The organism is Fulvitalea axinellae (assembly GCF_036492835.1).
Classification (GTDB): domain Bacteria; phylum Bacteroidota; class Bacteroidia; order Cytophagales; family Cyclobacteriaceae; genus Fulvitalea; species Fulvitalea axinellae.
Genome location: NZ_AP025317.1, coordinates 222,472 through 237,997 on the forward strand (window position 1 = coordinate 222,472; position 15,526 = coordinate 237,997).

Below are 15,526 nucleotides of genomic sequence, written 5' to 3' on the forward strand. Positions count from 1 at the left end.
CGTTGTCATTTTCCTAAATTTCTAAAATAGCTTTCAGCTCGTCAAGTTTAGCTATCAAATTATCATACGAAGGAGCGTCCATTTTCTTTCCCACAAGCTCCAACGCCCTAAGGATTTCTTTTCGGTGGTGGACAAACGCCTCCTTTTTCGGATCACTGGGTGCGGTGTCCGTCTTGGGCGACGATTTGGTTACGGCTTTCGCAATATCCTCCGGCTTGTCGATCACTCCGATCTCTTCGGCGGGCACGTCGGCCAATTTCTGGATATCGGCTTTGCGGGCTTTCACGTCACCGGCTAACAAGTCACGCTTCAATTCCGGATTCTTGCTACCGACAGCGTCCAGACCGCGGGCAAATTTGGCGTCGCGCTTAATGGTCTTTTCGGATACGTTATATTCCTTAGCTATCCGTTCCGAAGTCGAAAGGACATTTTGTCCTTTGGATTCTACTTGGCCATATCCGCGGTTGTCCATCTTCTCGGATTCGTAACGCAAACCTCGCAGATAACTCGCCTGCTCCGGGGTTAGGTTCCGGCGACCGAGTTGGTTTTCGATCATCCAATGCTTGGCCTTGCCGATATCCTCAAAATGAAGAAGACGGAAATCGAATTTGATATTATTCTCCGTACAAATGCGGTAACGGTTGTGGCCGTCCACAAGGACGTAATCCGTTCCGTTACGCCAAAGAAGAATCGGCTCGCGACAACCTTGCTTCAGGATATTGTCCTGCAGCTGGCGGAACTCTTCGCCTTGCAAGGGCGGGATAAGGTCACGGAGTTCGTCGATAATCCGGATGTTGTCCTTTATCGCCTGATCTTGCTGGAGCTTCTGGTTAGCGGCGCTCTTTACGGCGGGGATAATGATTTTCTTAGCCATTCATTACTTCTTTACAGAAATCCAAATAATCACGGGCGCCTATGGACTTGTTGTCGTAGCTGATCACATCCATGTGCTGTGAAGAAGCCTCGATCAAAGCCACATTCTGGCGGATCAAGGAATCGAAAACTCGGTAGTAAGGGTAGTTTTCCTTCACGAAATCGATAATTGTCTGACTGATTACCGTTCGTTTGTCAACCATCGTGAGCAACATACCTTCGACCTTAAGCTCCGGGTTCAGGCGTGTCTGAAGCTGGTCGATCATCTCGATGATATTGCCCAAACCTTTTGTGGCCAAGTAATGCGACTGTACCACTATCAAAGCCGAATCTGAGGCGATAAGGGCGTTTGTAGTCAGGATGCCGAGCGAAGGAGGGCAGTCGATCAGGACATAATCGTAATTGTGCTTGATAGGGTCGAGGACCTCCTGCAACTTGAAATAGCCGTTGATGCTGGACTGCATTTCGAGTTCAAGACTACTCAGCTCGATTCCGGCGGGAACAAGGTGGAAGTTTTCCGCCAATTCCAATACCGGCAAATCCTCACCGCCAAAAGCGTGGTGAAGCTGTTTTTCCGGTTCTTCGTTGCCAGTGCACTGGGTGAGGTTACCTTGCGGATCAAGATCGACAATCAGGACTTTCCGCTCGTGAAGCGAAAGCGCCTTACCCAGATTAAAGGTTGTCGTGGTTTTGCCTACGCCCCCCTTATGGTTGAGCACTGCGATCACTTTTGTCCCTTCGGAGACAATCTTGTTGTTATAGCCGTACTTTACGAGCACGGGACGGATCTTTTTGAGGTGATCGTCATTGAGTTTCCGCTCGCCCCGGAGCACTTTCGAAAGCAAGGACATCGGCAGTCCGGCCTCCTTTTCAATCATGCTGATAGACAGGGCGGGGTTACGCTGGAAAAAAGCAATGACTTTGTCGTTATTAAGCATCGTAAAAATCTCTTTTGGCTTATTTATGAGACTAAGATAATCTTTTTATCAAAAAATAAAGACATATCAAACAAGATTAAGTCCCTTACGTAAGACATTTTTTTTGTTTTTGTCTGATTATAGAGTCATATGTGATCTTTAACAAGAATATAGAAGTCCAAAGGACAATTTGTCCTTTCGAAACGGGAGGACAATAAACCCTTATCCAAGGGACAATTTGTCCTTTCGGTTTGAGAAAAAGTCAATGATGAATCCAGAGGACAATTTGTCCCTTCGATACAAGAGGACAGCAAACATTTATCCATAGGACAATTTGTCCTTTCGAAAAAATAGGACATACAAAAAAAGGCGGGATTGATCCCGCCTTTAAATATTAGAAAACTCTTGGCTGATTACTTCAAGTCTTTCAACAGCTCCTGTACCGCAGTCTGGATCTGTTTGTCTTCGCCATTGGCTACTGACTCCGGATCGTTCGACACTTTCACATCCGGCTCAAGCTGGTTGTTTTCGAGGAATTGTCCGTCGAGAGTTTTCATCCCGATCTGCGGAATTCCGAAATAGATCGACTTATCGATCATTGATTCCCACCATACGGCCGTGGCTGTTCCCGGAACCGGCATACCGATCACTTTTCCAATTCCCAATGTCTTGTAAACATAAGGGAACATGTGCGCATCGGAATAATTGGACTCGCCAACCAGAATGCAAGAAGGCTTAGTCCAACGCCCAAGCGGATCGCCGCCCATATTGTCTTGGCCACGCGGGCTGAAGTTCAAATAACGTTTGCCCGAAAGCAAAGTGGCGAGATCGTCGTGCAACCAACCGCCTCCGTTAAATCTGGTATCCACTATCACGGCCTCTTTGGTATTGTAACGCCCGAGCAACTCGGAATACACTTCGCGGAAGCTTGAACTGTTCATACCACGCACATGTACATAACCTATGCGCCCGCCAGAAAGCTTGTCAACCTTGGCGCGGTTGTTTTTCACCCAACGCTCGTAAAGAAGCTGGTTCTCCATACCTGTAGAAACAGGCTTCACTTTCTCTTCCCAAGTTTTACCTCCTTTTTTCAAGCCAAGCAATACGGTTTTACCCACTTTGCGATTAAGCAACTCATTGTAATTGGCATTCGCCAAAATAGGTTTTCCGTCGATTGAAGTGATGATAACGCCCGCCTCGATCTTAGAGTCTTTTTTCAAAACAGGGCTCTTGTCAAGCACCTCGGCGATTTTCAAGCCGTCACCTTCGAACGATTCGTCGTAGAAAACACCCAACGAAGCCGTTCTGTCGCCATTGGAGCTATAAGAGCGGTAACCCGAACCTGTGTGGGACGCGTTGGCCTCGCCAAGCAATTCTGAAAGAAGGTCGGCGAAGTCGTAATTGTTATTGATATAAGGGAGGAATTGAGCGTATTCGGCTTTGTAGAAATCCCAATCCACGCCGTGAAGATCCGTCTTGTAGAATTTCTCACGGAACTGGCGCCAAGCATGCTCGTACATGTATTCGCGCTCGGCCGCTGGATTCCATTCCATTTCCGAACGGAAGCTGATTGTCTTCTGACGACCGGAAGGAACGGCTACACTCTTGATTCTTCCGCCAGAGATAAAGTAGATATTCTTTTCACCTTTGTCAAAAACCATTTTCGAATAGCCCGACTTAAGCTTGGTCAGCAACTTGGTGCTTCTTGACTTGAGATCGTGTTTCCACAAATCAAAACCGCCTTCGAATGACGTGAGATAGTAAAGCGTTTTTCCGTCTTTAGTCAACAAAGCGTCGGCCAAACGAGAAGAGTGGGAGGTAAGCCTCGCAATTCGGTTTTCCGTTCCTTCAATATCAAGCTTAAGGGTCTTTTCCTTTTTCTTAACCGTTTTTCCGGCTTCCTCTTTCTTCTTGTCTTTTTCTTCCTTCTTCGCTTCTTTCTTGCCTTTTTTGCTATCCTTTTCCGCTTCTTTGGCGAGCTCGTATTCCTCTTTGCTCATCCGGAACTTGTCATAAGCGTCCTGGTCAAAGAACATGGCGTAAGCGTCGCTCTGAGAGCCCCAGCTACCGTGCGAGCGGTAACCGTTACGGTCGGTGAACCATATCATGGCTTTTCCGTCCATCGTCCATTTCGGGGAAGAATCGGAATAACCGCTTTTTGTCAAGTCAATAGGTCCGGACTTTCCATCGGCGGCAAGAAGCCCCGCATTTGATTGCCAACGACCGTCGATCAGGAATTGAACCAGAAACCATTTACTGTCGGGAGACCAGGCGTAATGCTGATCGCCGTCCGCATAAGAATAGTTTCTGTCTCCGGCCAAAACGGTCCGCACTTTTTTCGACTTGAGATTGATGACTTTCAACGTCGTTCTTTCCGAAAGAAAAGCGACCTCTTTACCATCGGGCGAGTAGGAGGGTTGGAAGGTCTCGTCCTCGCTTACCAGCAAAGGAGTCTCCTTAATCAATGTGGCGTTGTAGAAATACTTCTCGCCATCACGCTTGATCGACGCCTCGTACAAGTTCCAGCTACCGTTTTTCTCCCCTGCGTAAAGGAGTTTTTTTCCGTCAGGGCTAAAACTTACCGAACGCTCTTGTTCCGGAGTGTTTGTGATACGTTTGGTTGTCGAATAATCTTTCGAAGTCACGTAAACCTCGCCACGGGAAACGAAAGCGATTTCTTTGCCATTCGGCGAAAGGGCGAATTCCGAAGCTCCGCCAGAAACGGGACGATAAACGATATCGTTAGCAACCCGGTCCAGACGGGCCGTAACTTCGATTTTTTTGGGTTGCCCACCCTCTTTCTGCGTGTACAGATCACCGTGGAAAGCGTAACAAAGAGTACCGTCGTTGGCACGGGTGAGGTAGCGAACCGGATGTTTGTCAAAGCTGGAAACCTGTTTCGGCGTTCCTCCAGAAATGTTCGACTTGTAAACGTTAAAGTTGCCGTCGCTTTCACTCAGGAAAAAAAACGATCCGTCGCCGTCCCATACAGGATCGCGGTCTTCGCCTTCAAAGTCCGTAAGTTTTTTGTGCTTTTTGGACGCAACATCATATACCCAGACATCGCGGGTTACAGACGACTTGTGGTGTTTACGAAATGCGTTTTCGTATCCTTTCCTGTCGTAGTAGATGATCTTGCTTCCGTCAGGGGAATACTGAGCCTTTAAGGCCGGAGTAGTCAGTATACGCTCAACCCGACCACCCGAAACAGGTACGCTATATAGCTCAGACAGTACTCCCGAAGGAAATAAATGAGCTTGTTGGGTATCCATACGGCTGGCCTGAAACAGGACTCTGGAGCCGTCGGCGGTAAACGAAGCCGGGGTATCGCTTGACGAATGATAAGTCAACCGGGTAGTCTGGCCAGTGGTCAAGTCTATTCTGAAAATGTCGAAATTTCCGTGACGGTCCGAAGCGAATGCCAAGGATTTTCCGTCAGGAGACCAAACCGGCGAATGGTCATAGGCTTTGTGGCGTGTAAGGGCTTGCGCTTCTCCGCCAGAAGTAGGAACCATATACAAGTCCCCTTGGTAAGAAAAAACCACTTGCTTGCCGTCCGGGGAAATGGCCGGATACCTCAACCATCGGATAATTTCTCCCGCAAAAGAGTCGGAAACCACCGCCATCAGGGCGAAGGCCAATAAGAATCTAAAAGTCTTTCTCATAATGAAGAGTGAAGGTGGTACGTATTACGCATGTTATTTTTTTGTGAATAAAGAGATATTTTCTCTAAGATCACCCAATCAATTATATAAACGGTAAAATCCGTGTTTTTAAAAAACTAAAGGATATGGTCACTCCTTGAAAAAATCACTGTATAGGGGAGGGGAATGATTTGGTATTCGGGATGAATCGATGCGGATAATCGAGATCTACATTCTCATCGTCATGCCTAAATCTGGCAATGCATACATAAAAAAGGGTAGGGAAGGAGCCGAATCAGTCGGGATCCTTCCACTCAAAATCGTATTTGGATTTGGCGTACAATTCCACCGAAAGAAATGTGCGGTCTTCGTCGCTGCCGTAGTTGGATACCAGCCACGAGGCGAAAAAGTTCTTGGCCAGCCCCGACGGCTTCCCCGAAGCAAATTCCTTTACGTATTTTCTCTCTTGGGAATTGTTGCTGATCTCGTGTTCGAAGAGGAATTCTTCGAGATCTTCCTCCGAAGAGTTTTCGAAATATCTTGTCAGCAATTCCCTACGGAATTTATCGTACTCTGCGCTAATCTTGTCTTTAGTCACTTTACGGTCTTCCCGCTCTTTTCGTTGCGCTTCTGCTTTCACCCGTTTCTCGGAAACATCCTTTTCGCGAACAAACTGCAAATCGAAATACCCTTCGCGCAAGGCTTTGATCAGGTAACCTCTCGGGTTGGTGATCTCTTTGCGGGCACTGATCATTTCGATAGCGTAATCCACTTTGTCTTTTCCGTATTGGCCTACCAAACGTTGATAACCCGCTTCCGGTAGAATTCTCTGCGCCAAGCTCGCCTTTTCAGCGTCAGAACGAAGTTTCGGCTTTTCTTCCGACTCTTTTCGCGGAGTAGCCTCAATTTTACGTTCGCTGGATTTCGCCTTGAAGCGGAACAAAATATCCGTGACTTTCCGTCCCGAGCGTACCGGTTCGTATTCAATATAAATGTCCGAGGTCTCGTTGATCTCTTTTACGCAAGGCTTCAAGACCGAACTGTTGAAAATGTAGTATTGCTTATAGCTCTTTGAGTTTTTGAGATAAAGCATATCAAGCAAAAACTCAAAACCAAGCTTCCTGTGGCCAATGGTCAGATATTGCTTGCACAACTCATAGATCCTGATGCTATGCGTCTTTCTGAATTCTTCGACGCTTTTTACGAAATAACTTGTGTACTGGTCTTTCAGGTTTAGCAGGAAAGGTTTGATCTCCTCGTTGAAGCGGATATTGACATAATTCGCCCATTCCTTTTTCTCCACGCTGGAAATAAAGCCGTAACTCTTCCAAGCCTTGTCGTTCTTAATAAGGTCTATGGAGGTCTTGGTCAGTTTCATCAACTCTTCCCGCACCTGTTTATACTGCGCACCGCTGATCTTTTTGCCGGGAGGCAAAGCCAATACGTCCGAAAGGTTGATTTTGTAGGAGCCCATCTTCTGGTCTTCCCGCTTGATTTGGGAAATCGCTATAATGATGGCCCGTTGCTGAATAAGCGAAAAACGCTGCCGGGACTCCACCATTCGGTTGGACTTAAAAACCCTTCTGGCACCGACCTGTTCGACCTCACGTTCCTTAACAATCTTAAACCCCTGAAAATCAATACCTTCTTCAGACATATACCGTCAGTTTGATCCGGAAAATTTTAATAATCCGTTGGTGTTAGCAGTCGCTATTTTAATAATCCGTTGGTGATTACAAGACTAAAATTAATAATTCATTAGTGATAAACCAGCGATATTCCAACAAAAGTCCTCTATTCGGCTATTTGGAGGCCCAAAAGCTGATAATCGCCATCTCGGCCAATATTTTTAATATCTTATTGGTGTTAGAGGCCCGATTTTTAATATCCTATTGGTGTTTGATCGTTTTTAGCCACCAAAACTCACCGATTGAATCCATCTACAACGGCTTCCGTAAGGCTTTTACAAGCTAAGAGGGTAATACAGGTCCTATATTTTTAATAATCCGTTAGTGTTTTTAATAACTCATTAGTGATAGTTAATAATCCATTGGTGTTTTTAATAACTCATTGATGCTATTTTAATATCTTATTGGTGGTGTTTTAATAACTCGTTAGTGGTGTTTTAATAACTCATTGATGCTATTTTAATAATTCATTAGTGATTAAGAAAAATTTAACGATTTAACATACTGAATACTAAGTACTTACAGGTATTTTTTTGACCCCGAAAACATATAAAACATTAAAAATAATTAAAACAACTAAAGAGAGTTGCCATATATGAATTATTAAAAATTGTTGGAACGATGAGCAAAACTAGAATTAAAGCCCACATCAACTATTGCCTTAGTTTATGCAGTTGTTACTAATGATTTATTAACTCCTTCCATTGGCTTTTTCAAACCAAAATTTCCGAAATGCATCTTATGCAAGATTCATTTGCACAAAAAACTAGGGGTTAAGTATAATCGTCAACTTTTTCAAAAAGGAGCCTTTAAAATTCCGGATTTCCGAAAACAGAACATTAAAACACGCATTGATTTGGAAATATTTTGATATTCCTATTTTAATTTCTTAAAATTAAAAATTGGCGAAATTTACTTTTGTCAAAAACAATCAAACAACCAATCTACACACTCTTAAAGAACAACAAATGAAAACGATCAGGACCTTTGAGGACTATCGTGAGGCTTATGACCACAGCACTCGCGATCCGGAGGGTTTTTGGGAAGAAATTGCCCAAGAATACCAATGGCAACAACCTTGGGATAAGGTTTTGGACTGGAATTTCGACGAACCATCAATAAAATGGTACAGCGGGGCGAAGCTCAACATAACGGAAAATATGCTCGATAGGCATTTGAAAGAAAGGGGAAACAAACTCGCCCTGATCTGGGAGCCTAACGATCCGAAAGAAAAATTTGTAAGACTGACTTACAAGGAGCTTCACGAACAAGTTTGCCGTTTCGCCAATGTGCTAAAGAAAAACGGTGTAAGCAAAGGGGACCGTGTATGCATCTACATGCCGATGATTCCCGAACTGGCCGTAGCCGTTATTGCTTGCGCAAGAATAGGTGCCGTACATTCGGTGGTATTCGCCGGCTTTTCGGCGCACGCTCTTGCCGACAGGATTAATGACGCCCAATGTAAACTCGTGATAACCAGTGACGGACTTTTCCGAGGCGCCAAGGAGATTCCCGTAAAGCGTGTCGTGGACGAGGCTTTGGAATCGTGCGAATGCGTGGAGCGAGTGATCGTGAAAGAACGCGTAGGCTGGCTGCCGAATATGGTGGAAGACCGGGACGTTTGGTGGGATGACGAAATAAAAGAAGCTGACCGCGATTGCCCTCCCGAGCCGATGGATGCCGAGGATATGCTTTTTATCCTTTATACTTCAGGTTCTACAGGAAAGCCGAAAGGCGTTGTGCATACCTGTGGCGGTTATATGGTCTATACCGGTTACACTTTCCGCAATGTATTCGACTATCGCGAAAGCGACATATATTGGTGCACGGCGGATATTGGTTGGATAACGGGACACTCGTATATAGTTTACGGGCCGTTGCTTAACGGGGCCACGACCATGATGTTCGAGGGGGTGCCAACGTGGCCTGATCCGGGCCGTTTTTGGCAAGTGGTGGACAAGTATGGGGTAAACCAGTTCTATACGGCACCGACGGCCATCCGTTCTCTGATGGCTCACAAGATAGATCACGTTTTGTCATACAGTCTTGATTCGCTACGCGTGATAGGGTCTGTGGGTGAGCCAATAAACGCCGAGGCTTGGAACTGGTATCATATTCACGTAGGCAAAGAGCGTTGTCCGCTAGTTGACACTTGGTGGCAAACAGAAACCGGAGGCGTGATGATCTCGGGAATCGGAAACGCGACGCCTCTTAAACCGACTTTTGCGGGATATCCAATGCCGGGAGTCCAGCCTGTGTTGCTTGACGGTGACGGCAATGAAATCCAAGAAGACGATGTCGAAGGCTATTTGGCGATCAAACACCCTTGGCCGTCAATGCTCAGGACTACTTATGGCGACCATGAGCGTTGTCAAAAGACTTATTTTAGTGCGTTCAAAGGATACTATTTTACTGGTGACGGAGCCCGCCGGGACAAAGACGGAATGTATCGGATCATCGGTAGGGTAGATGATGTGATCAACGTTTCGGGACACCGCTTCGGGACAGCCGAAATCGAAAACGCCATTAACCAAAATGAAAAGGTTGTGGAATCCGCTGTCGTGGGGTATCCGCATCCGATCAAAGGCCAAGGGATTTACGCTTACGTCATTTGCCAAGACGGTGGCGCCGACGAGGAAATCCTGAAAGCCGAAATCACTGAGACGGTGGTGGAAGAGATCGGCAAGATTGCCCGTCCCGAAAAGATTCAGTTTGTGCGGGGACTTCCAAAAACTCGTTCTGGAAAAATCATGCGTAGGATCCTCCGAAAAGTCGCCGAAGGCGAAATCAGCAATCTCGGCGACACATCGACTCTGCTCGACCCGAAAGTTGTAGAGGAGATTATTTCTGGGGCGGACCATGTCGAGACTATCGATCATTAAGTCCCTTTTAAAAAGACTCTGTAGTCTTCCTTGACAGGAGGATGTTTGTTGAATATCGGTTAACTAAAAAAGGACGCCAACCGGGCGTCCTTTTCTTTTGCGTCTTAGATTCTTGTACTTAAACTTTATACCAAATACTTAATACCGATGCAACCGATCATTAATCAACCAATCCGAATTCGAAAATGGCCGAATGCTCATAAGCTTCTCCAGCTTTTAGCAAAGGAGACGGAAAATGCTCTTGGTTCGGCGAATCTGGAAACGCCTGGGTTTCAAAGCAGAAGCCGTCATATTTTTCGTAAATCCGGCCTTCTTTCCCCATATAACCTCCGTCCAGATAATTTCCGGTATAGAACTGCATACCCGGTTGCGTAGAGTAAAGGCGCATTACGCGACCTGACGCATGATCTACGGCCTCGGCGCTCAATGTCGGCTCGTTTCCGCCCTTGTTGTTCAACACGAAATTGTGGTCGAAGCCCAAAGCCAAGTCGATCTGCTCGTGGTCGAAATTCATTTTTGCCCCGATGGTTTCAAAGCTCTTGAAATCGAAAGGAGAGTCATCCACGTCCGCCAACTCGCCTGTCGGGATCATATTGGCCTTGATTGGCGTATATTTGCCCGCCTGAAGCTTTATCTCGTGCTTAAGGCAGTTATCCCTCAGATTCCCCGAAAGATTGAAATACGAGTGATTTGTGAGGTTTATGATGGTGTCTTTGTCCGTTGTCGCATGGTACCGGATATTGAGGCGGTTCTCATTGTCGAGAACAAAAGACACGGAAACCTCAAGATTGCCGGGGTAACCGTTGAAACCGTCAGGACTTGAAGTGCGGAAAGTCACTTTGGCCTCGGTGTCGGTGGTGCTTGTGCCGGCAAGTTTCCAAAGGGTTTTGTCCATCGCTTCGGGGCCACCGTGCAGGTGATTTTCGCCGTTGTTGACGGGGAGTTGGTATTCCTGTCCGTCCACGCTGAATTTTCCGTGTTCGATGCGGTTGGCGTAGCGCCCCACGGTCGCACCGATGTAGGCTTGTTCTTGCGCGTATCCGCCGCATTCGTCAAAACCGAGGATTACGCTTTCCGAGTTGCCGGCTTTGTCCGGCACCTGGATATCGGCCAAGGTAGCGCCGAAGTCGGTGACTTTGACGGTCATGCCCTTGTCGTTTGTCAGTGTGTATAGCGTGGTCTCTTGGCCGTTCGGTAAAGTGCCGAAACTTCTTTGTTCAATTTTCATGGAGAATCGGTGTGTGCTTGAAAGTCTGTCGCGGACTGGTCCGCAAAAACAGCGATGCCCGGCATTGGCCAGGCTAAAAATCTATTGAAGCAATAAAAGGGAAAACGAAATAAGCAGTACAAAGTAAATAGTAAAGCGTAAAAAGACTGCATGAGGATATTCTAAGGCCAAATAGACCAACAAGTTAACCCTTCAAGCATTCCTCTCACTAGACATAAGCTATTTTACTGGATGTACTTAGCTTCCATTTTCCCTTTTTGAATATTCTTACGCGTTTTCGGCCTGCGCGCCGAGTTTGTAGTGCGTGGTCGGCAATTCCCTGAGGCGGTTGGCGCTGTATTCCGCGGTGATGTCGCGTTGGGCGTTGGCCATCATTTCATAACCCACCATAAATTTCTTGACCGAAGCCGAACGCAACAGCGGCGGCAGGAAAAGCATATGGAAATGCCATCCTTCGTGCTCCTGTCCGTCTGTCGGGCTTTGGTGGATGCCGGCCGAGTACGGGAACGAGCACTCGAAGAGGTTGTCGAAAGCCGTGGTCATCTTTTTGATGATTTTGGCGTAGTCGGCTTTTTCCTCCTCCGTCATTTCGCCGATGTGGCGGATATGGCGCTTGCTGACGATCATGGTCTCGTAAGGCCAAACCGCCCAGAAAGGCACGAGAGCCACAAAGTGATCCGTTTTGAAGATTACGCGCTCTTTTTCCTTAAGTTCGAGATCAAGGTAATCGCTCAAGATACTGCGTCCGTTTTCGGCGTAGTAGCGCTCCATGTTCTCGGTTTTGCGGGCCGGGAGTTCCGGTACGTTGCGTTGCGCCCAGATCTGTCCGTGCGGGTGCGGGTTGCTGCATCCCATCACGGCGCCTTTGTTTTCGAAAATCTGAACATAGCCGATATCCTCGCGGGCTCCGAGTTCGTTGTACTCGTTTTGCCAAAGGTCAACCACTTTCTTGATGTCGTTTTCTTCCATCAAAGGAAGCGTAAGGCTGTGGTCCGGAGAAAAGATAACCACTTTGCACACGCCGCTTTCGCTTTGTGCTTTCAGCAGTCCGCCTTTTTCGAACGTTCCCACCGGGGTGTCTTCCAACAGCGCTGCGAAATCGTTCTGGAAAACGAAGGTGCTGTCATACTGCGGATTCACGGCCCCACCTGCGCGCTCGTTGCCGGGGCAGAGGTAGCAGTCCTCTACGTAGCTTGGCTTCTGCGCCAAATCCGGCTTCTCCACCTTGCCCTGCCACGGGCGTTTGGTCCGGTGGGGCGATACGAGTACCCACTCGCCGGTAAGGATGTTGTATCTTTTGTGCGGGTGTTCAGAAAAACTGAATTCACTCATGGCCTTAGTCTCAATGTTATTGTTAGCGGAAAGGAAATATGCCGGAGCCGTGGCCCCGACATGACAAAACCGCTTCGTTAATATCTAAGTAGTACAAAGTAAATGGTAAAGCGTAAAGAGACTGCTCGAAGACAAGCCAAAGCTGTATAATGCAACCGGTTAAAGCTTCAAACATTCTTCGCCCAAAACACAAGCTATTTTACTGGATGTACTTATTAGGCTTTCGCTTAGCAAACTGGCGCTTGCTCAACCCTCGCCCCGTCACCGATCACTACGGTGTACGATTTCATTTCTTTGCCCATGGCTTTTTGGTAAGCCTCGGCAGTCTCGGCCACGAAAGATTCGATTGCCTCCTCTTTCACCAAGTTGATGGTGCAGCCGCCGAAACCTCCGCCCATCATTCTCGATCCGAGAACATTGGCGTTGTTTCTGGTCTGCTCCACGAGGAAATCGAGCTCGGGGCAGCTTACTTCGTAATCGTTCGAAAGGCCTTCGTGCGACAGGTACATCTGCTCGCCGAAAGCTTCGAGGTTGCCGGCGTCGAGGTGTTCGCAGGCTTTCACCACGCGGGCGTTCTCTTTCACCACGTATTCGCAACGCTTGTAGATCACCGGGTCCATCTCGTCTTTGTGTGCTTGGAGTAATTCCAGGCTCACGTCGCGGAGATTGGCGATTTCCGGCTGGTATTTCTTCAAAATCTCCACGCCGCTTTCGCACTGCTCGCGACGGGTGTTGTATTCAGAAGAAGCCAAAGAGTGCTTCACGTTAGTGTCGCAAAGTACGAGTTTGTAACCGTCGATATTCAACGGGAAGTAGCTGTATTCCAAAGTACGGCAGTCAAGGCGCACGCAGTGTCCGGCAGTGCCGAATACACTGGCGAACTGGTCCATGATGCCGCATTTCACGCCAGCGTAATTATGCTCGGCTTTCTGCGCCGATTTTACCAAGGTAAGTTTATCGAATCCGCAACCGAAGAGCTCGTTCAGGCCGTTGGCCAAAGCGCACTCAAGAGCGGCGGAAGAGGAGAGTCCGGCACCCAAAGGAACGTCACCACCGAATACGCAGTCAAAACCGCCGATCTCGGCGCCGATGGCCATCATCTCGGCCGCTACGCCCACAACGTAGTTGGCCCAAGCCTTGTCGGTTTTGGCGGGGGCGCTGATCGAGAATTCGGCGCTGTCGTCAAGATCAACGGAGTAAAGCCTGCAAGTGTCACTGTTGTTTTTGGCCAGTGCGAAAACGATCTCTTTGTCAATCGCCGCTGGAAGCACGAATCCGTCGTTGTAATCGGTGTGTTCGCCAATAAGGTTTACGCGACCCGCCGAACGTGCGATTATCGGTGTGCTGCCGTATAGTTGCTGGAACTTATCCCCTAAAACTTTGGTATCTATCATGAGCGTAAAAATTAACGTTGACCCAAAAATCGGATAGACGCCCCGATAGGCGCTAACCGTTCTGGCTTTTGTCAAAAATAAATAATAAATGGCGCAAAGAAACAGGGCCGTGAGGGCAAATATTTGACTGGTTTAAAAATAACGTTCTCGGTAACGCTTTCGGGTATTTTTTCTGATAATCAGCCCTTACCGTAGCGCAAGGACGCCTTCAGGGGTTTGTTAATATGTCTTGCAAAGGTTATATTTCGGATGATTTTGGAAGTGTTTGGGTCGCTAATGAAAACCGGCTCGGCATGGGGCCTGACTGCCAGACGCCTGTTTGATATGGCGTATTATTTTGGAGCCCGGCTTTTTGGTAATGATTTTTCGACAAAAATTGTTGATCATGAGGAGAAAGAAAAGGCAAGTGACAATAAAGGATTTGGCCAGGAAACTCGATGTTTCCGTATCCACTGTTTCCAGGGCGTTGCGCGGGGCCGAGGACATCAACAAAGAAACGAAGAAGGCCGTGTTGGCTTTGGCCGAGGAGCTGGATTACCAACCCAACACCATAGCCATGAGCTTGGTCAACAAGAAGACGAACACCATCGGGGTGATCGTGCCGGAATTGGCCATGCACTTTTTCGCTTCGGCGATTGGGGGAATCCAGGACTACGCGGCGCGTAAGGGATATAACGTGATGATATGCCAGTCTAACGAGAACTACGAGACCGAGATGGCCAACACCGAGACGCTGGTGAAAAGCCGCGTGGACGGCCTGATTGTCTCTTGTTCAAGACAGACCAGCGACTATAGCCACTTTGAGCGACTTTTGGGAAAAGGGCATCCGCTCGTGTTTTTCGACAGGATTCCGGGCAAGCCTTTGCCGGCTTCGTCCGTAATTGTGGATGATTATCAGGGCGCTTTCAATGCTGTGACGCATTTGTTGGACAGCGGATGTAAAAGGGTGGCGCATTTGTCCGGACCGGATTATATGCTGATTTCGCGCCAGCGCGAAAAAGGCTACCGCGACGCGTTGGAGGCCAAAGGGATTCCGTTTGACGAATCTTTGGTGAAACGTTGCGACTTGCTCAGAAACGACGCTTATGACAAGACTTTGGAGTTTTTGTCGGAAGACAATATCGACGGGATTTTCGCCATCACTGATCCGGTGGCCATGCAGGCTATCCGGGCGCTGAAGGCCGAAGGCAAAAGCATCCCGGAAGACGTTTCCGTAGTCGGATTCACCGATGAGCCTGTAAACGATATGTTGACGCCTTCGCTCACTTCGGTTCGCCAGCCTGCGTATGAGTTGGGCGAAAACGCGGCCAAGTTGCTGTTGGAGCAAATCGAGGCCTACCATTCGGAAGAGGCGGAAGAGCCCCCGGTAAGAACGGCTTTGGTGAAAACGACGCTGATGGAACGAGGGTCTACCAAGACATTGGAAACGGTAAGTTAACCGTTCGGAAAAGCGCCGGCCCGAGGGTTGGCGCTTTTTGTTTTTGCTTTCTTCGGAATAGCGCCCTAATATTGCCGCAAGGCTGGGAAGCGTTCCGGAATGATATAGGAATGGCGCCGATAGCCGGGTA

At 47.8% G+C, this 15,526-nt stretch carries 9 protein-coding genes; 2 read left to right on the forward strand and 7 right to left on the reverse strand.

Annotated elements, in window-relative coordinates; genetic code table 11:
* Positions 1 to 13: 13 nt before the first annotated feature.
* The 4 genes from AABK39_RS23000 to AABK39_RS23015 form a co-directional block, all read right to left on the reverse strand.
* A complete protein-coding gene (locus tag AABK39_RS23000; protein ID WP_338395355.1) occupies positions 14 to 874 on the reverse strand; it encodes a ParB N-terminal domain-containing protein in 861 nt (286 codons plus the stop codon).
* Entirely contained in the window at positions 867 to 1,811 is a 945-nt protein-coding gene (locus AABK39_RS23005) for an AAA family ATPase (RefSeq protein WP_338395356.1), read from the reverse strand. Before AABK39_RS23005 ends, AABK39_RS23000 begins: the two co-directional genes overlap by 8 nt.
* A gap of 392 nt (positions 1,812 to 2,203) precedes the next feature.
* Positions 2,204 to 5,455 (reverse strand): S41 family peptidase, encoded by a 3,252-nt coding sequence (locus tag AABK39_RS23010; protein ID WP_338395357.1) that lies wholly within the window; start codon positions 5,453 to 5,455, stop codon positions 2,204 to 2,206.
* A 274-nt stretch (positions 5,456 to 5,729) separates the two neighbouring features.
* A complete protein-coding gene (locus AABK39_RS23015; protein WP_338395358.1) occupies positions 5,730 to 7,091 on the reverse strand; it encodes a replication initiation protein in 1,362 nt (453 codons plus the stop codon).
* A 933-nt stretch (positions 7,092 to 8,024) separates the two neighbouring features.
* Between AABK39_RS23015 and acs the strand changes: the two genes are divergently transcribed.
* Entirely contained in the window at positions 8,025 to 10,004 is a 1,980-nt protein-coding gene (gene acs / locus AABK39_RS23020; RefSeq protein WP_338395359.1) for an acetate--CoA ligase, read from the forward strand.
* A 160-nt stretch (positions 10,005 to 10,164) separates the two neighbouring features.
* On the opposite strand, the gene AABK39_RS23025 is transcribed toward acs, so the two are convergent.
* The 3 genes from AABK39_RS23025 to galK form a co-directional block, all read right to left on the reverse strand.
* Positions 10,165 to 11,232 carry an aldose epimerase family protein gene (locus AABK39_RS23025; RefSeq protein ID WP_338395360.1) on the reverse strand — a complete coding sequence of 356 codons (1,068 nt, stop codon included), beginning with the start codon at positions 11,230 to 11,232 and terminating at the stop codon, positions 10,165 to 10,167.
* Between the two features lie 267 nt (positions 11,233 to 11,499).
* Positions 11,500 to 12,564, reverse strand: coding sequence for a UDP-glucose--hexose-1-phosphate uridylyltransferase (locus AABK39_RS23030; protein ID WP_338395361.1), 1,065 nt, complete (start codon positions 12,562 to 12,564; stop codon positions 11,500 to 11,502).
* Between the two features lie 227 nt (positions 12,565 to 12,791).
* Positions 12,792 to 13,958: a galactokinase gene (gene galK, locus AABK39_RS23035; RefSeq protein ID WP_338395362.1), complete on the reverse strand. Its 1,167-nt coding sequence runs from the start codon at positions 13,956 to 13,958 to the stop codon at positions 12,792 to 12,794.
* 385 nt (positions 13,959 to 14,343) lie between these two features.
* Between galK and AABK39_RS23040 the strand changes: the two genes are divergently transcribed.
* Positions 14,344 to 15,396: a LacI family DNA-binding transcriptional regulator gene (locus AABK39_RS23040; protein ID WP_421825173.1), complete on the forward strand. Its 1,053-nt coding sequence runs from the start codon at positions 14,344 to 14,346 to the stop codon at positions 15,394 to 15,396.
* The last annotated feature ends 130 nt before the right edge of the window (positions 15,397 to 15,526 follow it).

Coding starts and splice junctions, on each gene's coding strand:
- AABK39_RS23015 (WP_338395358.1), bottom strand. CDS start 7,091: ATGTCTGAAGAAGGTATTGATTTTCAGGGGTTTAAGATTGTTAAGGAA.
- AABK39_RS23025 (WP_338395360.1), bottom strand. CDS start 11,232: ATGAAAATTGAACAAAGAAGTTTCGGCACTTTACCGAACGGCCAAGAG.
- galK (WP_338395362.1), bottom strand. CDS start 13,958: ATGATAGATACCAAAGTTTTAGGGGATAAGTTCCAGCAACTATACGGC.
- AABK39_RS23000 (WP_338395355.1), bottom strand. CDS start 874: ATGGCTAAGAAAATCATTATCCCCGCCGTAAAGAGCGCCGCTAACCAG.
- AABK39_RS23010 (WP_338395357.1), bottom strand. CDS start 5,455: ATGAGAAAGACTTTTAGATTCTTATTGGCCTTCGCCCTGATGGCGGTG.
- AABK39_RS23040 (WP_421825173.1), top strand. CDS start 14,344: ATGAGGAGAAAGAAAAGGCAAGTGACAATAAAGGATTTGGCCAGGAAA.
- AABK39_RS23005 (WP_338395356.1), bottom strand. CDS start 1,811: ATGCTTAATAACGACAAAGTCATTGCTTTTTTCCAGCGTAACCCCGCC.
- AABK39_RS23030 (WP_338395361.1), bottom strand. CDS start 12,564: ATGAGTGAATTCAGTTTTTCTGAACACCCGCACAAAAGATACAACATC.